Source organism: Vibrio sp. LB10LO1 (assembly GCF_010092875.1).
GTDB classification, from domain to species: domain Bacteria; phylum Pseudomonadota; class Gammaproteobacteria; order Enterobacterales; family Vibrionaceae; genus Vibrio; species Vibrio campbellii.
The window spans coordinates 73,959-93,533 of sequence record NZ_JAADJW010000011.1; the positions used below are offsets into that span (position 1 = coordinate 73,959).

Annotated in this window: 16 protein-coding genes; 9 read left to right on the forward strand and 7 right to left on the reverse strand. The window is 45.6% G+C overall.

Annotated features, from left to right (window positions below; translation table 11 throughout):
* Positions 1 to 16: 16 nt before the first annotated feature.
* Positions 17 to 1,270 carry a carboxynorspermidine synthase gene (locus GXP65_RS10140; protein WP_041058319.1) on the forward strand — a complete coding sequence of 418 codons (1,254 nt, stop codon included), beginning with the start codon at positions 17 to 19 and terminating at the stop codon, positions 1,268 to 1,270.
* Positions 1,271 to 1,608: 338 nt separating this feature from the next.
* A complete protein-coding gene (gene nspC / locus GXP65_RS10145) occupies positions 1,609 to 2,742 on the forward strand; it encodes a carboxynorspermidine decarboxylase (RefSeq protein ID WP_162092755.1) in 1,134 nt (377 codons plus the stop codon).
* 104 nt (positions 2,743 to 2,846) lie between these two features.
* Here the strand turns inward: nspC and GXP65_RS10150 are convergent, their stop codons facing one another.
* On the reverse strand, positions 2,847 to 3,359 hold the full coding sequence (locus tag GXP65_RS10150; protein ID WP_086369174.1) for an ACT domain-containing protein: 513 nt from the start codon (positions 3,357 to 3,359) through the stop codon (positions 2,847 to 2,849).
* A 242-nt stretch (positions 3,360 to 3,601) separates the two neighbouring features.
* Positions 3,602 to 4,504, reverse strand: a complete 903-nt coding sequence (locus GXP65_RS10155) for a DUF3943 domain-containing protein (RefSeq protein ID WP_045369213.1) — start codon at positions 4,502 to 4,504, stop codon at positions 3,602 to 3,604.
* A gap of 199 nt (positions 4,505 to 4,703) precedes the next feature.
* On the opposite strand from GXP65_RS10155, the gene GXP65_RS10160 reads away from it, so the two are divergent.
* On the forward strand, positions 4,704 to 5,936 hold the full coding sequence (locus tag GXP65_RS10160) for a CinA family nicotinamide mononucleotide deamidase-related protein (protein ID WP_162092717.1): 1,233 nt from the start codon (positions 4,704 to 4,706) through the stop codon (positions 5,934 to 5,936).
* A 136-nt stretch (positions 5,937 to 6,072) separates the two neighbouring features.
* On the opposite strand, the gene yfaE is transcribed toward GXP65_RS10160, so the two are convergent.
* From yfaE to ubiG, 4 genes are all read right to left on the reverse strand, one after another.
* A complete protein-coding gene (gene yfaE / locus GXP65_RS10165) occupies positions 6,073 to 6,351 on the reverse strand; it encodes a class I ribonucleotide reductase maintenance protein YfaE (protein WP_038889975.1) in 279 nt (92 codons plus the stop codon).
* Positions 6,351 to 7,484 carry a class Ia ribonucleoside-diphosphate reductase subunit beta gene (nrdB, locus tag GXP65_RS10170; protein ID WP_045378847.1) on the reverse strand — a complete coding sequence of 378 codons (1,134 nt, stop codon included), beginning with the start codon at positions 7,482 to 7,484 and terminating at the stop codon, positions 6,351 to 6,353. Before nrdB ends, yfaE begins: the two co-directional genes overlap by 1 nt.
* 81 nt (positions 7,485 to 7,565) lie before the next feature.
* Positions 7,566 to 9,848, reverse strand: coding sequence for a class 1a ribonucleoside-diphosphate reductase subunit alpha (gene nrdA, locus GXP65_RS10175; protein ID WP_038889977.1), 2,283 nt, complete (start codon positions 9,846 to 9,848; stop codon positions 7,566 to 7,568).
* 500 nt (positions 9,849 to 10,348) lie between these two features.
* The gene (ubiG, locus tag GXP65_RS10180) at positions 10,349 to 11,056 is read right to left on the reverse strand and encodes a bifunctional 2-polyprenyl-6-hydroxyphenol methylase/3-demethylubiquinol 3-O-methyltransferase UbiG (RefSeq protein WP_045369207.1); all 708 of its coding nucleotides are present in this window, start codon (positions 11,054 to 11,056) and stop codon (positions 10,349 to 10,351) included.
* Between the two features lie 309 nt (positions 11,057 to 11,365).
* On the opposite strand from ubiG, the gene gyrA reads away from it, so the two are divergent.
* From gyrA to GXP65_RS10195, 3 genes are all read left to right on the forward strand, one after another.
* Positions 11,366 to 14,005: a DNA gyrase subunit A gene (gene gyrA, locus GXP65_RS10185; RefSeq protein WP_005430650.1), complete on the forward strand. Its 2,640-nt coding sequence runs from the start codon at positions 11,366 to 11,368 to the stop codon at positions 14,003 to 14,005.
* Positions 14,006 to 14,126: 121 nt separating this feature from the next.
* Positions 14,127 to 14,750, forward strand: a complete 624-nt coding sequence (locus tag GXP65_RS10190; protein ID WP_050909038.1) for a cytochrome c — start codon at positions 14,127 to 14,129, stop codon at positions 14,748 to 14,750.
* 42 nt (positions 14,751 to 14,792) lie between these two features.
* Positions 14,793 to 15,347 carry a hypothetical protein gene (locus GXP65_RS10195; protein WP_038889981.1) on the forward strand — a complete coding sequence of 185 codons (555 nt, stop codon included), beginning with the start codon at positions 14,793 to 14,795 and terminating at the stop codon, positions 15,345 to 15,347.
* 88 nt (positions 15,348 to 15,435) lie between these two features.
* Here GXP65_RS10195 and nrfA read toward each other — a convergent pair whose 3' ends face one another.
* Complete coding sequence (gene nrfA, locus GXP65_RS10200) at positions 15,436 to 16,863, reverse strand: ammonia-forming nitrite reductase cytochrome c552 subunit (RefSeq protein ID WP_045402976.1); 1,428 nt, start codon at positions 16,861 to 16,863, stop codon at positions 15,436 to 15,438.
* Positions 16,864 to 17,313: 450 nt separating this feature from the next.
* On the opposite strand from nrfA, the gene nrfB reads away from it, so the two are divergent.
* Genes nrfB through nrfD form a run of 3 tightly spaced genes read left to right on the forward strand, consistent with a single transcriptional unit; the run spans position 17,314 to position 19,572 of the window.
* Positions 17,314 to 17,916, forward strand: a complete 603-nt coding sequence (nrfB, locus tag GXP65_RS10205) for a cytochrome c nitrite reductase pentaheme subunit (RefSeq protein ID WP_162092718.1) — start codon at positions 17,314 to 17,316, stop codon at positions 17,914 to 17,916.
* A gap of 1 nt (position 17,917) precedes the next feature.
* Positions 17,918 to 18,604 (forward strand): cytochrome c nitrite reductase Fe-S protein, encoded by a 687-nt coding sequence (gene nrfC / locus GXP65_RS10210; RefSeq protein WP_162092719.1) that lies wholly within the window; start codon positions 17,918 to 17,920, stop codon positions 18,602 to 18,604.
* Positions 18,601 to 19,572 carry a cytochrome c nitrite reductase subunit NrfD gene (gene nrfD, locus GXP65_RS10215; RefSeq protein WP_162092720.1) on the forward strand — a complete coding sequence of 324 codons (972 nt, stop codon included), beginning with the start codon at positions 18,601 to 18,603 and terminating at the stop codon, positions 19,570 to 19,572. The genes nrfC and nrfD overlap by 4 nt, the downstream gene beginning before the upstream one ends.
* The last annotated feature ends 3 nt before the right edge of the window (positions 19,573 to 19,575 follow it).

Here is a 19,575-nt window from a genome sequence, read left to right on the forward strand (position 1 = left end):
AAGGTAACGGAAAACTATGGCAGTTCTACAGATTGGTGCAGGCGGCGTTGGCTGGGTTGTTGCACATAAAGCAGCACAAAACAACGACGTTCTGGGTGATATCACAATCGCATCACGTACTATCGGTAAGTGTGAGAAGATCATCGAATCGATTCAGAAGAAAAACAACCTGAAAGATTCAGCTAAGAAACTAGACGCGCGTGCAGTGAATGCTGACGACGTAGATTCTCTGGTTGCTCTTATTGAAGAAGTAAAACCGGATCTAGTGATCAACGCGGGTCCTCCGTGGGTTAACATGCCAATCATGGAAGCGTGTTATCGAGCAAAAGTTTCATACTTAGATACATCAGTAGCGGTTGACCTATGTTCCGAAGGTCAGCAGGTTCCTGAAGCTTACGATTGGCAGTGGGGCTACCGTGAGAAGTTCGAAGAAGCGGGCATCACGGGTATCCTAGGCGCGGGTTTCGATCCAGGCGTAGTATCAGTATTCGCGGCGTATGCAGTGAAGCATCTGTTTGATGAAATCGACACGATTGACGTAATGGACGTGAACGCAGGCGATCACGGTAAGAAGTTTGCGACGAACTTTGACCCAGAAACGAACATGCTTGAGATCCAAGGCGATTCATTCTACTGGGAAAACGGCGAGTGGAAACAAGTACCTTGTCACTCTCGTATGCTAGAGTTCGATTTCCCGAACTGTGGTTCACACAAAGTTTACTCAATGGCGCACGATGAAGTTCGTTCGATGAAAGAATTCATCCCAGCAAAACGCATTGAGTTCTGGATGGGTTTCGGTGACCGTTACCTAAACTACTTCAACGTAATGCGTGATATTGGCCTACTAAGTCCAGAACCACTAACGCTACACGACGGTACAGTCGTTCAACCTCTACACGTACTAAAAGCGATGTTACCTGATCCAACGTCTCTAGCACCTGGTTATACAGGCCTAACGTGTATCGGTACTTGGGTTCAAGGTAAGAAAGACGGTAAAGAGCGCAGCGTATTTATCTACAACAACGCAGACCACGAAGTCGCGTACGAAGATGTTGAACACCAAGCGATCTCTTACACGACAGGTGTTCCTGCAATTACTGCAGCACTGCAATTCTTCCGTGGCAAGTGGGCTGATAAAGGCGTGTTCAACATGGAACAGCTAGACCCAGATCCATTCCTAGAAACGATGCCAACGATCGGTCTAGATTGGCATGTTCAGGAGTTGGAAGCAGGCCAAGGCTTACCGCTGATTCACGAACTGAACAAATAAGTTTAATCATTAAACTTGTTTAGATAATTTGAGCAGTCATGGCGTAAAGCCGTGGCTGCTTTTGTCGTATTTGAGGTTAACCCCTCCCAGCCTCCCCTTAAAAAGGGGAGGAGCAAAAACAGGCCGAGCTTAGTTTCAAATCTTCCACTTTTAAAAGGGGGGAAGTTGAGGCAAACCGAGTACAGTTTTCACTTTCCTTTTTAAGGGGAGGAGCAGAAACAGACTGATCGTGGCTTCAATCTTTCCATTTTTTTGGCAAGAGTAGAGGTGGCTCAGTTTAGTCCTTCTCCTTTTTAACGGGGAGTTAGAGGGGGTTAATGGTTGATAAATGGTTAGTTATGAACAAAGAACAGCTTAAAACCCCGTACTTCATGATCAATGAAGACAAGTTGGTTGAGAACCTAGAAAAAGCAAAGCAACTGAAAGATATTTCTGGTGTGAAGCTTGTGTTGGCGCTTAAGTGCTTCTCAACATGGGGCGTATTCGACATCATCAAGCCTTACTTAGATGGCACGACTAGCTCTGGCCCGTTTGAAGTGAAGCTTGGCTACGAAACTTTCGGTGGTGAGACTCACGCATACAGCGTTGGCTACAGCGAAGACGATGTGCGTGAAGTAGCGGATATCTGTGACAAGATGATTTTCAACTCTCAGTCACAGCTAGCTGCTTACCGTCATATCGTTGAGGGCAAAGCATCTATTGGTCTTCGCCTTAACCCTGGCGTAAGCTACGCAGGTCAAGACTTAGCGAATCCTGCTCGTCAGTTCTCTCGTCTTGGCGTACAAGCTGACCACATCAAGCCAGAAATTTTCGATGGCATTAATGGTGTGATGTTCCACATGAACTGTGAGAACAAAGACGTGGACGCATTTATTGGTTTGCTGGATTCGATCTCCGAACAGTTTGGCGAATACCTAAATAAACTCGATTGGGTCAGCATGGGCGGTGGTGTATTCTTCACATGGCCAGGCTATGACATCGAGAAATTAGGCCTAGCGCTGAAAGCCTTCTCTGAAAAACACGGCGTACAAATGTACTTAGAGCCGGGAGAGGCAATCATCACAAAAACGACCGACCTTGTCGTGACCGTGGTAGATATTGTTGAGAACGTGAAGAAGACGGCGATTGTTGACTCAGCAACGGAAGCGCACCGTTTGGATACCCTTATCTACAATGAGCCTGCGTCTATTCTAGAAGCATCAGAAAATGGCGAGCACGAGTACGTGATTGGTTCTTGCTCTTGCCTAGCGGGTGATCAGTTCTGTGTGGCGAACTTCGAACAGCCATTAGAGATTGGCCAGCGTCTACACATTCTGGACAGTGCGGGTTACACCATGGTGAAGCTAAACTGGTTTAACGGTCTGCGCATGCCATCGGTATACTGTGAGCGTTCAAGTGGTGAGATTCAAAAACTGAACGAGTTTGATTACTCAGATTTCAAACGCTCTTTATCTCAATGGTCAGTGAAGTAGTTATCTTTGCTTGACGTAAAAAGTGGTTGAACGTGAAAAGAGCAGCACAACGCTGCTCTTCTTTATTTGGGCATTGATATTGGAATGTGCATCGGGGGCGGAGGTTAGCCTTCCACAATCACACGGGTATCTTCACTGAGTGATTCCAGCTCGTTTGCCACATCATCGATTTCCAATTCGCTAGGTAGCTTGATGGCCATCTTCGCACTGAATAGGCTAGAGCTGACCCCACCACCGCCGGCAATGAACACACGTTGGCAGTCCATATCTAAGATTGAAATGCCCTGTCCGTCGAGCACGTGAGTAATCTCGTTGACAATACCGGCGCGGTCATTGGAGTCGAGACGTAATTGGAAAACCGTATCTTCTCGATGAGAGTGCGGCTCAGAATCGACGAACTTGACGATAAGAGTCTGGCAAGCGGAAAACGCGTCTTTTACTGTGTCGGCGTTTTCTTCAGGAAGCTCCACTTTGATTACGCCAGCGACTTGGTCTTCAATAAAGTTCACTTTACTGATGAGCCATTTTCCCTCGTTTTCATGTGTAACAGCAGCAAGTTGTTTGATGGTCGCTGGTGATGCCTGACCGACGAAATTAACGATAAACACAGTGTTCATAATGTCCCCTCCCGGAATAAGGTTTGGACGCGGCACGGGTAGACGTATCGCTATAGTTATTTGGGCTTAAGGTTCAAGAACTTAAGTTATTGGAATTTTTTCTTAATTTCAGTGTAGGTGCTGGGGGAGGGTTATGTTTGACAGAGGTCAATTTTTGACGCTAATTCGTGACGCAAATAATGAAAACTTTGCTTGGGGCACAAAAAAAAGCAGCTCGTGAGCTGCTCTTTAACCGTTTGGTTTTAGAAGGTTACCTTCATTTCAAAACCGTAGAAGACATTGTCGTAGCTTGCGCCAGAGTCCATCGCGAATTTCGCGGCGTCTTGGTTACCGAACCAAGGCGATGAGCTGAATTGGAATTCTGCGCTACCACCCCAAGCATCGGATACCCAGTAATGGATATGGCCAACTGGGTTAAGGAAGAACAAAGATACGTCACCCATCGTCTCTGAACCCATTACTTCACCGCCGCCAGCAATAATGTCTTGCTCAGCAGTTAACATCATTTCACCGACCACAGCACCAAAAAATGGAGTAATAAACAAGTCTTGCCATGATGGGATTTCCGCAAATGCTTCTACGCCGTATTCCCAGAAGAACGTCGACATGGTCGCAGAGTACAGGAAGGATTCAAATTCGTTGTAGCCCGCGTGGCGTGCTGCTGTGTAGTAAACACCACCGAAGTAAGGGTGCATGACGTAGTTTAGGAAGTGTTCGTCACGATCCCAAACCGGACCGCTAGAAACGTTGTCTTTCCACTTACTACCGAGTTTGCTCATGTCACGATCTTCGTCGTCCCACTTAGTGATGCTTTCAGGCAGCAATGTCATCAAACCCACAGTCGCCACACTCAAACCAAGAATGGTGTAAGTTTGACCCATAAGGTAGTCCCAATCTTTGTCTTTTGGAACGATAAGATGCTTTGGTTGAAGACCTGCGTCGAGATTTAAAGAATCATCGCTATCTAACCCCATCGCATAGCGAGGATTTTGTGGCTCAAAGCTATACAGGGTGGTTGTTTCGCAGTAACCTGACAGGCAATCAGGCGTGTAAGAAAACTCGATATGGTTACTCATATCGTACTGGCTCGCATTTGCCGCAGCAGACGCAGTCAGAACAAGACCACTTAGCGTTTTCTTGAACATGGATGATTTTGACACAGAGGTCTCCGAGTTATTGGTTTGATGATCGGGCTCACAATTATCCCTTAAAAGAACAGCCATTTAAATACTTGACCTAAATTTAATCTCAACAAATTCACTAAGAGATTAGTCTAATAAAATGAAAACGATATAGGCATAATGTCGAAAAAATGTGGATTTTGCCTATTTTCAGGAGTCAGTTGTGAAAATTGCTATGCTTAGTACCGGAGAAGAAGTCCTTCACGGTGACATTGTTGATACAAATGCAGCTTGGCTGTCGAGTTTGTTTTATCAGCATGGATTTGGCTTAACCAAGCGTTCGACCGTTGGTGACAAACAGTCGAGCCTTATCGAAGAATTCCTTATGCTCAGCTTCAATAACGATGTCGTAATCGTTAATGGTGGTTTGGGCCCAACTACAGACGACATGAGCGCCGCTGCAGCGGCAAAAGCTGCCGAGTGTAAGCTAGTGCTATTCAAAGGCTGGCTAGAGCATCTGGAGGCGATGTACGCTCGTCGTGGTATCCCAATGCCGGATAGTAACCTCAAGCAAGCGATGTTGCCAGAGACAGCCGAAATCGTGGATAACCCAATAGGCACGGCATGTGGCTTTAAAATGCTGATTAATGACGCGGTGTTTTACTTTACGCCGGGTGTGCCAAGCGAATTCAAACTGATGGCAGAAACGCAAATTCTGCCAGACTTGAAGAAGCTATTCCCTGAAGTTGAGAGCGCATCTTGCAGTCGTATTTATACCTTTGGCCTGTCAGAGTCTGGTATCTCAGACAAACTAGACCAAATGAAATTGCCACAGGGTTATGAGCTTGGTTACCGCTCTTACTTGCCGTTTATCGAGGTGAAGCTGTTTGGTCCTTCCAATCAGGTAGAACAGCGAATGAAGCTGATGCAACTGATTCACAAGCACCTTGAAACCAATACGGTGAGCGTAGATGTGCCGATGGTTGAGCATGTAGGCCAAATGCTGTCAGATAAAGGACTGACCTTGTCCGTTTCAGAGAAAAGCAGTGCAGGCCACTTAACCTATTGGCTTAACAGTGATGAGAACGTCGAAAAGCAGTTTGGTCATGGTTGGGTATTAGCAGGTCAAAGCCAAACCATTACCGACGAGGGAGACCCATTAGCAGCGACCTTTGCGTTAGCGGGTGCTACGCGTGAGAAGTGCGGCACGGATTTAGCGCTAGTGACCGGAAAGCTTGAAGAGGGAGTATTTTCCGTGGCGCTTTCTACCTCAACAGGCGAGTGGGGGGCGTTATATAAGTTATCGAGAAAATATCAGCGCGACGACCAAGTGAAAGTTATCAGTGCGGCCGCGTTAGACTTGTTACGCCGTTACCTAGAACGTAAACCAATGTCGGCTCAATATGCTTTCTTAGAGAAAGTGAAAGATATGCACATCCCGAGTAGTGCGATTTGAAGCATGCTTTAACTGTTTTCGCCCTCGTTGCGTAAATACATTTAAGGGCGAGATACTCATCTCAGGACGAGACGACAGATAGCAAAAAGCCAAGGCGGTTGCCTTGGCTTTATTGTATTTGCTTAGCTGGTTTGGACTAGGCGCGTTTTTCTTTCATCGCATAGTTCACACCACTCAGTGAAACGTCTGATTTCGCCTTACAAATACAAGGCAGTATCTCATCAGGCTGAGTATAAGCCATGGCAAAACCAACGTACTCCACTTCACCCGACTCCAACTTACAACGACAAGCACCACAGTGGCCGTCGCGACAGTTGTATTCAGGTAATAAGCCTGCTTGTTCCATCGTCTCCAAAATCGTATTGGATGGGTTGGACTCAATGCTAACGAGTTTGTTGATTTTGATATTTGGCATTACAGCTCAAATCCTTCGAAGTCGTCTGCACTTACTTCATTGTCAATCTGACCAACAAGGTATGAAGAGATTTCTGCTTCTTGCGGTGCAACCTGAACGTTATCCGATGACAACCAAGCGTTGATCCATGGGATAGGGTTTGACGTCGCTTCAGGGTACGCTGCTGGCAGACCTACTGCTTGCATACGGATGTTAGTGATGTACTCAACGTATTGGCTCAGGATGTCTTTGTTCAGACCGATCATTGAACCGTCTTTAAATAGGTACTCAGCCCACTCTTTTTCTTGCTCAGCCGCTTCTTTGAATAGGTCAAAACACTCTTGTTTTGCTTCTTCTGCGATTTGCATGAATAAGAAGTCATCTTGACCGTTACGTAGCAGGTTGATCATGTGCTGCGTGCCGTTCAAGTGAAGTGCTTCATCACGAGCGATCAGCTTGATGATTTTCGCGTTACCTTCCATTAGCTCACGTTCTGCGAACGCAAATGAACATGCGAAACTTACGTAGAAACGGATTGCTTCAAGCGCGTTTACCGACATCAGACAGATGTACAATTTCTTCTTCAGATCGTACAGGCTAACTTTAACCGTTTCACCATTCAGAACATGTTCACCTTCACCGTAACGGTGGTAGTCGTTTGTCGCTTGAATTAGGTCATCGTAGTAGTGTGCAATGTCTTTCGCACGCTTAAGGATGTGTTCGTTTTCAACGATATCGTCAAATACAACACTTGGATCATTCACGATGTTACGGATGATGTGTGTGTACGAACGAGAGTGAATCGTTTCAGAGAAAGACCAAGTCTCAATCCATGTTTCTAGCTCAGGCAGAGAAACAAGTGGAAGCAGTGCAACGTTCGGGCTACGGCCTTGAATTGAGTCAAGCAGCGTTTGGTACTTCAGGTTTGAGATGAAGATGTGCTTCTCGTGGTCTGGTAGCTTGTTGTAATCGATACGATCGCTTGAAACGTCAACTTCTTCTGGACGCCAGAAGAAAGACAGTTGCTTTTCGATTAGTTTTTCGAAGATCTCGAATTTTTGTTGGTCGTAACGAGCAACGTTCACTGATTGACCTAGGAACATTGGTTCCTTTAGCTGGTCGTTTTTGTTCTGGTTAAAAGTACTGTAAGCCATAATGCCTCAATTCCTTTTAGACCTCCCCAAAAGGGGAGGTATTCGATTGTTTGTTTCTACGGATTGTTAGGGTGCGGGAGATTAAATCTTACAACCGCCGCCTGCACAATCGTCATCTTGTGGTTGAACTGCGTCTTTCTGGTCGTCTTTCGCGCCGTCACGAGTGTTATGGTAGTAAAGTGTCTTCACACCAAACTTGTACGCAGTTAGAAGGTCTTGAAGAAGTTTCTTCATTGGAACCTTACCGCTCTCGTAACCAGAAGGGTCGTAGTTTGTGTTTGCAGAGATCGCTTGGTCAACGAATTTCTGCATGATGCCCACAAGGTGTAGGTAACCGTCGTTAGAACCGATGTTCCAAAGCAGTTCGTAGTTGTCTTTCAGCTCAGCAAAATCTGGCACAACTTGCTTCAGGATGCCGTCTTTCGACGCTTTAACAGACACGAAACCACGTGGTGGCTCAATACCGTTTGTTGCGTTAGAGATCTGAGAAGAAGTCTCAGATGGCATTAGCGCAGTCAGTGTTGAGTTACGTAGACCGTGTTCCATGATTTCTTGACGTAGGCTGTCCCAATCGTAGTGCAGCTCTTCTTCACAAATTAGATCAACGTCTTTCTTGTAAGTGTCGATTGGCAGTAGACCTTTCGCGTAGTTCGTTTCGTGGAACGAAGGACACTTACCTTGCTCTTTCGCAAGCGCTACAGAGGCTTTCAATAGGTAGTATTGAATCGCTTCAAATGTACGGTGAGTTAGACCGTTTGCGCTGCCGTCAGAGTACTTAACGCCATTCTTCGCTAGGTAGTATGCGAAGTTGATAACGCCAACACCCAGCGTACGACGGTTCATTGTCGACTTGTAAGCTGCTGGTAGTGGGTAATCTTGGTAATCAAGCAAAGCGTCTAGCGCACGCACTACAAGCTCAGATAGCTCTTCGAAATCATCTAGCGATTTGATAGCACCAAGGTTAAATGCAGAAAGCGTACATAGTGCGATCTCACCTGAATCATCTTCAACGTTTTTCAGAGGCTTAGTTGGCAGTGCGATTTCCAAACATAGGTTTGATTGACGAACTGGCGCAACTTCTGAATCGAACGGGCTGTGAGTATTACAGTGGTCCACGTTCTGAATGTAGATACGGCCTGTTGATGCACGCTCTTGCATTAGTAGAGTGAACATCTCAATTGCTTTAACGGTCTCTTTCTTGATTGAAGGATCGTTTTCGTATTTCACGTATAGACGTTCGAATTCTTCTTGGTTTTCGAAGAATGCGTCGTATAGACCAGGTACGTCAGACGGTGAGAATAGCGTGATGTTGCCACCTTCCACTAGGCGTTGGTACATCAGTTTGTTCAACTGAACACCGTAGTCCATGTGACGAACACGGTTCTCTTCTACACCACGGTTGTTCTTAAGCACCAATAGTGAGCGAGCTTCACCGTGCCATAGCGGGTAGAACACCGTTGCTGCACCGCCACGAACACCACCTTGAGAACAACATTTCACTGCTGTTTGGAAGTATTTGTAGAATGGGATACAACCTGTGTGGAATGCTTCACCACCGCGGATTTCAGAACCTAGCGCACGGATACGACCTGCATTGATACCGATACCTGCACGTTGAGAAACGTAACGCACGATAGAGCTTGCTGTTGCGTTGATAGAATCAAGGCTATCGCCACATTCGATCAGTACACATGAGCTGAACTGACGAGTAGGCGTACGTACACCAGACATGATCGGTGTAGGCAGAGAAATCTTAAATGTCGATGTCGCATCGTAGAAACGCTTGATGTAGTCAAGACGCGTTTCTCTCGGGTAGTTAGCGAACAGGCAAGCAGACACAAGAATGTACAGGAACTGAGCACTTTCGTAGATTTCACCTGATACACGGTTTTGTACGAAGTACTTACCTTCTAGCTGTTTTACGGCTGCGTAAGAGAAATCAAGGTCGCGCTTGTGGTCGATGTACGCATCAAGCTCGTCTAATTCCGCTTTTGTGTAGTCTTCTAGGATGTGCTTATCGTACTTACCCATATCAACAAGACGAGCTACGTGGTCATGCAGCGTTGGCGGCTCGTATTGGCCGTATGCTTTTTTACGTAGGTGGAATACCGCTAGGCGAGCAGCTAGGTATTGGTAGTCCGGTGTCTCTTCTGAAATCAGGTCTGCAGCAGACTTGATCATCGTCTCGTGGATATCTGACGTGGTGATGCCGTCATAAAACTGGATGTGAGCACGTAATTCTACTTGTGATACTGAAACGTTGTTAAGACCTTCGGCAGCCCAAGTAATAACGCGATGGATTTTCTCCAGATCGATAGTTTCTTTGCGGCCATCACGCTTAGTGACGGTAAGTTGTTGGTTCATTCTGCTTTATTTCCCTAAGAAAACTGATAAAAGCCGTGTTTTTGTTTGTTTATGTGCAAAATTTGTAAAACTTGCGGCGGCTTTGTGATCAAAGTCTATCTATATATTGTAGCTTAAACACAACATATAGGGGTTCATTTGTTTGCGAGTTACAAGATAGTGCTGTTACCCCAATTTTTCAAGGTACAGATTTGGGATGACTTGTGGATAACTAACAAAATTAAAAAAATCAGTAAGTGGACACTAACCGATGAGAAAAGGGCTGACTTGAATGGGGAAAATTACGTTTTTCAGATCGGTTCATAAATAACCGCATGTAAAAATATTTTCCTTGATCTTTGACAGTTTTTGTTTGTTAAAAATAGATTGGTCAAAATGGAATCTAGAGCACTTTTTTTCGACAGAAATTGACAAAAAAAGCGGCGCTCATGTGCTACCGCTTTCCCATAAATTTCATATCGAGTTTTGCCTAATCACGAACAACGCCGCGATCCTAAAAATCAATATTTAGTAGTGTGAACGATGTAGTTTACATCCACATTACGACCGAGCTTGTAGCTGTCGTTAAGAGGGTTGTAGTGCAAACCTGTGATGCCCATTTCGGTTAGGTCAGTTTGATCAATCATCTTCATCATTTCTGCTGGTTTGATGAACTTCTCATGGTCGTGTGTGCCTTCTGGAACGATTCTCAGCAGTTTCTCTGCGCCGACAATAGCAAACAGGTAAGATTTCATGTTGCGGTTTAAAGTTGAGAAGAAGACATGACCGCCTGGTTTCACGAGCGCTGCACAAGAGCGAATCACAGACAGTGGGTCAGGAACGTGCTCTAGCATCTCCATACAAGTCACTACATCATAAGTACCTGCATTTTCTGCTGCGTGGTCTTCGATAGTGCTTTGGATATAAGTCAGCTTAGTGCCTGTCTCGAGAGCATGAAGACGTGCCACTTCTAATGGCTCTTTGCCCATATCAAGACCGGTAACGATGGCGCCTTCTTTTGCCATGCTTTCCGCAAGGATGCCACCACCACAGCCAACATCGAGCACTTTTTTGCCAAATAGGCCGTCAGCTTTCTCTAGGACATAGTTCAAGCGAAGCGGGTTAATTTGGTGAAGTGGTTTGAATTCGCCTTCTAAATCCCACCAACGGGAAGCCATCTCTTCGAATTTCTTAATTTCACTTGGGTCGACGTTTTGTGCTTTTGTCATGATAGTAATATCGCTTCGCTAATAGTCCTTTGGAAGGCGTGATTATACTCCAATGGTACGATACGTTAAAACTGCTTCTTTTCTCACAATCGTTACAGGGGAGATTTTTGAGCGGTGTTGGTGGAAATGTAGTCAGTTTTCAGAAAGATATGGGATGAATGTGCAAATTCTCTTCATTTAACTCATAACGAAGCTCACAACCTGATAAAACGAGTGGGAAAGTGATGCCCCGTTGATGAATTGTGTGTTATATTTTTGCACCTTACACGTATCGTAATTACGATCAGATAATAGAGGGATAATGGCTCTATGAGCGATTTAGCTAAAGAGATCACGCCCGTAAACATTGAAGATGAGCTTAGAGGTTCATACCTAGACTACGCGATGTCAGTAATCGTGGGTCGTGCTCTTCCAGATGTGCGTGATGGCCTAAAACCAGTACACCGCCGCGTTTTATTCGCGATGAACGTACTAGGCAACGATTGGAACAAACCATATAAAAAATCAGCCCGTGTTGTCGGCGACGTAATCGGTAAATATCACCCACACGGTGATAGTGCTGTGTACGACACAATCGTACGTATGGCTCAGCCGTTCTCACTTCGTTACATGCTGGTCGATGGTCAAGGTAACTTTGGCTCGATCGATGGCGACTCTGCTGCGGCAATGCGTTATACCGAAGTACGTATGGCGAAAATTGCCCACGAACTTCTGGCTGACCTAGATAAAGAAACCGTGGACTACGTACCTAACTACGATGGTACGGAGCAAATCCCAGCGGTTCTTCCAACTAAAATTCCTAACCTATTGGTAAACGGTGCTTCTGGTATCGCGGTAGGTATGGCAACCAACATCCCACCGCACAACCTTGGCGAAGTGATCGATGGCTGTCTTGCGTTCATCAATAATGAAGAAATCACGATTGATGAACTAATGGATTACATTCCTGGTCCTGATTTCCCTACGGCAGCGCTAATCAGCGGTCGTAAAGGCATCGTAGACGCGTACAAAACTGGTCGCGGCAAGATCTACATGCGTTCAAAAGCGGAAATCGAAGTGGAGAAGAATGGTAAAGAAACCATCATCGTCACTGAAATCCCTTACCAGGTAAACAAAGCTCGCTTGATCGAAAAGATCGCTGAGCTAGTTAAAGATAAGAAAGTAGAAGGCATCAGTGCGCTACGTGACGAGTCTGATAAAGACGGTATGCGTATCGTAATTGAATGTAAGCGCGACGCTGTGGGTGAAGTGGTTCTAAACAACCTTTACGCACAAACTCAGCTTCAAACGACTTTCGGTATCAACATGGTTGCGCTAAACAACGGCCAGCCACAGCTATTCAACCTAAAAGACATGTTGAAGTGCTTCGTTGACCACCGTCGTGAAGTTGTCACTCGTCGTACTATCTTCGAACTACGCAAAGCGCGTGAACGTGCTCATATCCTTGAGGCACTGTCTCTTGCTCTTGCAAACATCGATGAAGTTATCGAGCTAATCAAAAACGCACCAACACCAGCAGAAGCAAAAGTTGGCTTGGTATCGCGTGGTTGGGATCTTGGTAACGTAGCATCAATGCTTGAGCGTGCTGGTACTGATGCAGCTCGTCCTGAATGGCTAGAAGATCAATACGGTATCCGTGATGGTCTGTACTACCTAACTGAGACTCAAGCGCAAGCTATTCTAGAACTTCGTCTACACCGTCTAACCGGTCTAGAGCACGAGAAGATTCTTGATGAATACAAAGCACTTCTAGATGAAATCGCAGAGCTAATGCACATCCTTGCAAGCACTGAGCGTCTAATGGAAGTGATCCGCGAAGAGCTTGAAGCAGTTCGCGATGGTTACGGCGATGCTCGTCGTACCGAAATCACAGCAGCTACCCATGACATCGACATGGAAGAGCTGATTGCTCGTGAAGACGTAGTAGTAACTCTGTCTCACGAAGGTTACGTTAAGTACCAAATTCTAAGCGACTACGAAGCTCAGCGCCGTGGTGGTAAAGGTAAGAGTGCAACGAAGATGAAAGATGAAGACTTCATCGAACGTCTACTTGTTGCAAATACTCACGATAACATTCTGTGTTTCTCTACTCGTGGTAAGACTTACCGTCTGAAAGTGTACCAATTGCCTCATGCAACTCGTACTGCACGTGGTAAGCCAATCGTAAACATCCTTCCTCTAGAGGAAGGTGAACGTATCACTGCAATTCTTCCTGTTGATGAGTTCTCACCAGAGAAATTTATCTTCATGGCGACAGGCGATGGTACGGTTAAGAAGACCCCACTGAACCAGTTTGCAAACGTACGTTCAAACGGTCTAATCGCTGTGAACCTACGTGACGATGACTCACTAATTGGTGTTGATATCACAAACGGTGATAGCGACATCATGCTGTTCTCTAAAGCAGGTAAAGTGGTTCGCTTCAGCGAAGACAAAGTACGTGCAATGGGCCGTACAGCGGCAGGTGTTCGCGGTATGAAACTAGCAGACGAAGACCAAGTTGTTTCTCTAATCGTTCCGTCTAACGAAGGCGATATCCTAACGGTTACACAAAACGGCTACGGTAAGCGTACTGAACTAGCGGAATACCCAACGAAAGGTCGTGCAACTCAGGGCGTTGTGTCTATCAAGGTTTCTGAGCGTAACGGTCCAGTTGTTGGCGCGGTACAAGTAGAAGAAGGCGACGAGATGATGATGATCACCGACGCTGGTACTCTAGTACGTACACGTGTAGCGGAAGTCAGCCAAGTTGGTCGTAACACCCAAGGTGTGACACTTATCCGTACAGCTGAAGACGAATCAGTAGTTGGTCTACAACGCATCGACGAAGTTGAAGAAGTTGAATTGCCAGAAGGCGAAGAAGCAGAAGCAACAGAGGCTAACGCAGAAGGTCAAGCTCCTGAAGCGCCAGCAGCAGACGATGCAGCAGAAGGTTCAGAAGAAGAGTAAGCTTCTTCCTAATCGCTAAATTTGAAAGCCGAGCATAACGCTCGGCTTTTTTGTATCTGTATCAACGCAATCGAGACAAGAAATACGTACACTGGCGTTATCTTTATTGAAAGGATGCGTTATGTCTGTTTGGTTCTTTGTTGCCATCTCCTTGATGGGGTTGTTCATTGTTCTCTTGTCTTTGAGTGCATCAAAAGTGAAACCTGCTCAGTGGTTTGGCTTTTGTTTGTTGGTGCTCGTCGTGACCAGTGCAAGTTTCTTATTGCTGCGTCAGACACCGCCTCAACCAATCCAAGCGGAAATGTCTCGAATGATGACTGCTCGCGACATAATGCAGGAAATCCAAGATCAACTGAGTGAAGACCCAAACAACGCTGAGTTATGGTTTCAGTTAGGGCAGGGCTATCTGCTAGAAGGTGAGTTGGATGGTGCGTTGATTTGTTTTGATTACGCGATCCAACTTACTGAACCTGTCAGTGCCACGCAACTTGCTGCGAAGGCGACCACTTTATACTACATCCACCAACAATCTATGACGCAAGAAGTCAGCCTGCTTCTGGAACAAGCTCTACAGATAGAACCGCACAATGAAGCAGCTTTGTCTTTGATCGCAAATGACCATTTTCTGTCATTCCGCTTTCAGGAAGCCATTGATACTTGGGTACTATTATTAGATTCTAATGATCCAAATTTAGATAGAGTACAAATCATTAACTCTATCAACAAAGCAAAAGAGCTGTTGTAAGCGTACAATTTAATAAGCAGTAGAGGGAAAGGTGGGCAACGAATGAAAAATAAGGCACTAAGCATATTGGTTTTGCTGTGCGGCTCTGTATTGGCGGGTTGTAGCTCTTCCGATCATTCTGGTTCTTCCTCTTCGGTTTATTATTCTTCAGGTTATTACGATCCGTGGTGGTACGATCATGACGACTACTGGATTTATTACTATCCGGGTTGTTGCGACAACGATGACGAATACAAAGAGAAGCTGGAAGAATGGTGGAATGGCTTGGATGAAGACCAACAGCAGTCCATCAAAGACAAAGTCGAAGATTGGAAGGACGATGATATGTCCGCCAATATCGATAACATGAAGCGCCAACTTGATGATCATTGGCAATCACTGCCTGAAGAGCAAAAGCAAGAGATTCAAACTAAGTGGGAGAATCGTCCAGAACGTATTGAGCCAGCGGCTTTACAAGACAAAGCGGTGAAAGAAAAGCTGCAACAAAGAAAAGCACTGCCTGAGACTCAAATCCAGCGTCCTGCTACAAGACCTAATATGCAAATGCCTAAAACGCGGCCAAATATTCAGCCTAGACCGAGGCTGCCTCGTCGCTAGTTTATTTTTTCTATCTCTTTATTAAAAGAAAAGGGCGCCTTCTGCGCCCTTTGTTTTATCTGTGTAACCTTACTGCAATCGATACTGATCAGTATGTAGCTTCACGTTCGGCCGCGGCTTTATCCCAGTCCGGAACGACAGTCTCTAGGAAGTGTTTCTTATCTGCGTTCATTTTTTCCATATCCATACCAAGTGCTTCTTGTGCTTTCGCTTTGGTCGAGATATCTGGAATTTGCACTGGTTCAGTAATGCCCTTGGTTGCCAGTAAGCGAACTAGCTTGGTTCGGGCATCTGCTGCGCGGTCAACAGCAGTACCCAGTACTTCAAGTGCAACCTCAGGTGCATGCATGTGCACGCCATGAGAGGCAATCGCGTAATCCCAACGCCATTGGGCATGACGAATATCTTGTAGGATTGGCTGCATTTCATCTTCTGTAGCACCTGCTTTCCACGCTGCGCCTGCTTCAAAGTGTGCCGCTACGATTTGCTTCTCGGCGGTTAGCTTCATGTTCAGTACTTGCGCTTTGCGAGTCGAAACGATGCCTTGTAGCTGCTCTTTAGTTTGGGTATGACATTGTGCACAAGTGTCTTCGAAGCGGTCAAATGGGTTACCCACTTTGTGGTCGGTGTAAACGGTGCCGTCTTCTTTGGTCACTTTTGGCATGTGGCAGTCCACACACACCACTTTGTTCTTGCCATGGATGCCATCACGCCACGTTTCGTAACCTGGGTGTTGTGCTTTTAGCATCGGAGCTTTAGATACTGCATGCGTCCAATCTTTGAAATTCAACGCGTCGTAGTATTTCTCCATGTCATTAACGGTGGTGCCCATATCCCATGGGAATTTGACCGCTTTAGTCGGGCCGGTGAAGTAGTATTCAACGTGACATTGAGCGCAGACCGATGCTTGCTTATCTAGGCGAGATTGTTCATCAAAGTTTTTACCAATAGTATCAAAAGCACGCTCGACATAAGGGCGAGTTACCGCCAGTGCTGGTTCGCCTTTCTTAAATTCTTCAGAGCGAGTGTCGTGACAGTCAGAACAACCAATAGGGTTGACGATTTCTGAGCCCAATCGTGCCCATTTACCTTCGAAATAACCGTCTTCACCACGTTCATCAATCACGCGAGCAACGTCAGGGCTTTTACAGCTCCAACAGGCCATTGGCATAGGGCCAGATTTTTCATCAGTCGGTGCGCCAGTGCGTAAGGTTTGGCGAACATCGTCAAGTGCGTAAAAGTGACCGCGCGCTTTGTTGTAGTCTTTAGCAAAGCCGTAGCCTGCCCACAAGATCACCATGTTTGGATCTTCACTTAGGGCATCTTCAATGTGTTCGCTTTCAGAGGTTGCTTTCCAAGAGTGGTATTGATCAGGGTGGTTCTGTTCAAAGACGTCATTTCGAGGGTCGACGAGGCCTTTATCTTCTGCTGCCAACGGAGCGCCGACCAAAAATAATTGGCTGGCGAATAAGGTCGCAACCGCGATGGGTGCGCTCATCCAGTGTTTTATGCTCACGGTGTTATCTCCATATTCGTTTTTATTAGCAGCGTTGTGAGGAGCTATTCCAAATAAGAACTGGAGATCTGTATTTAATATTATTGTTTATTCCAATGGATGAAATAGTGAGCAGAACTTGTCTTGTTTTAGATCAATTTACACCAGTGATCTCAATCATGTTTAAGTTTTTATACCTCTAAAGGGGTAGTGGTTAATGTCTTTGATAGCAAGATGTTAGGATTTAACCATTTCAAAAATAGGGTGATTTAGTTCGCTTTTTAAGCAGTTGTTTCTACCTCTTATGAATAATAGAGGTATTATAAATATAGGTTTAGCGTTGTGGCTTTCCGAAATAAGAATTGATGTCATTTGAAGATTTGGAAAAATATCTTCAGAGGAAATTAATTGTCGCTCAAATAAATAATTGAGAATAGTTATCAATTATTGTCGAGCTAAGGAAAGAAAAATATGGGCAATATAAAATTGACCATAGAGACAATGCTGAAATTTCTCTTCGTCTTTGCCATCTATGGTTTCTCCATCGCCGCCCATGCGACTTCTTCAGAGCCGATTGAAGGTGCTCAAGCTGAGCGTCATCAAGTCGAGTTAATCCGAGACAGAGACTACAAATGTCTCCAATGTCATAAGGATGCCAAAGAGACTCTGAACCTTTCGCATGATCCGCAAGCGTTACTCAGCAAAGGTAAGCAGCTTAATTGCACCAACTGCCACAGTAACATCGGTCCTGATCACCGTGAAGGTGCACCGGATGTGATTAAGTTTTCTGCCGCGCAATCGAAAGAGGTACACGACAAAGTGTCCCTTGATCCAAGCATGATTCTTAAAGCCAACAGCCAGTGTGTGGATTGCCATGCCCCTGCCAAGCTCAGAGAAAAACACTGGACGCATGATGTTCATGCAAAGAATCTTACTTGCTCAAATTGTCATGATGTTCATGCTGCAAAAAACAAAGCCCTCTCTTACGACAGAAAACAGTTGATTAAGCAGTGTGTAGATTGTCACTCTGAGTTTGCCATCGAACCTGAACTTGCAAAAGAAGAGGAGAGATAGCATGAAATGTTCTAGAAGAAACTTCCTCGCCGGCAGCGGCGCGTTGATATTGACCACAGGCGTTGCAGGCACTTCCGTTGTTAGCTCCTCTCTTTATGCCAGTGATAATGAGCAAGTGAAGCGTATGGGAATGGTTCACGATGAGAACGCCTGCATTGGCTGTACTGCTTGTACCGATGCTTGCCGTGAAGTGAATAACGTTCCTGAAGGCGTTACCCGTCTTAAAATTCATCGCAGTGAACCGATTGGCGAATACCCAGGTGTGGAATACCAGTTTACTCGCGAATCCTGTCAGCACTGTGATAACCCTCCATGTGTATACGTTTGTCCAACAGGCGCTGCATACAAAGATGAAGCGACCGGCATCGTGGATGTACACAAAGAGAAATGTGTCGGATGTGGTTATTGCTTAGCTGCTTGCCCTTACCAAGTGCGCTTCTTTAATCCAGTCGATCACTCTGCGGATAAATGTAACTTCTGCCGTGATACCAATCTAGCGCAAGGTAAGCAGCCAGCTTGCGTGGAATCTTGCCCAACAAAAGCACTCATCTTTGGTGATTTAAATGACCCAACTAGCGAGGTGAGCAAAGCTATCGAAAGTCATGTTGTCTATCGCGATAAATCGCATTTAGGTACGCAACCTAAACTGTACAAAATTCCGCATAGCAAAGGGGAGGTGTCATCATGAACGGCTTCGAAAGTGCATTCCACTTTGACTCGTTAGTCTGGGATTGGATCATCGCGATTTACTTATTCCTTGCTGGGATGTCAGCAGGTGCGGTAATGATCTCCATCTATTTAAAACGCAAAGTTATCGAGGGTGACCCAGCAAACAATGGCATCATGAAAGCAATGGCTTGGCTAGCACCGTTTGGCATCATTGCCGGCCTCGTAATTTTGATTTTTCACTTAACTAAACCGCTCGAGTTTTGGAAGATCATGATTTACTACAACCCGACGTCGGTGATGTCGATGGGCGTGATCTTGTTCCAAGTGTACATGCTAGTGCTGTTTGTTTGGATCGGCGTTATCTTCCGCCATCAAATCATCAGTTTCTGTGAGGGGAAGTTACCGAGCAAACTGTTGGATTTTGTTGACGGCATTTTAATTAAGGCGGGGAAAGCCAACAACGCCATTGAATTGTTCTTGGGCTTCTTAGCCATCATGCTTGCGGCATACACTGGCTTTCTATTGTCTGCGTTGAAGACTTACCCAATGCTAAACAATCCAGTACTGCCAATCTTGTTCCTGTTCTCTAGTTTGTCCTCGGGCGCAGCTGCATGTTTGATGTTTGGCATCTTGGTGTTTAAAGAGTCGACCAGCAGTCCAAGTGTGTCTTGGGTACATGGGTTTGAACGTCCAGTCGTACTGTTTGAGTTGTTTGTTTTAGTGACATTCTTTACTGGGCTTATCTTTAGTGGCGGTCAGAATGAGATTGCCGCTTGGAATGCGATTTCTAGCGGTTTTTGGGCTCAATGGTTCTGGGTTGGGGTAGTGTTCATCGGCATGATTACGCCTTTGACTCTCAATTGGTTGACGCCTTCAGAAGTGCGCCACAAAGGCAGTTACGTTTTTGTGGTGACGACGCTAAGCCTTGTTGGCGTACTTATGCTGCGCACTTTCATTCTCTATGCCGGTCAAATGACCATAGTGTAAGGG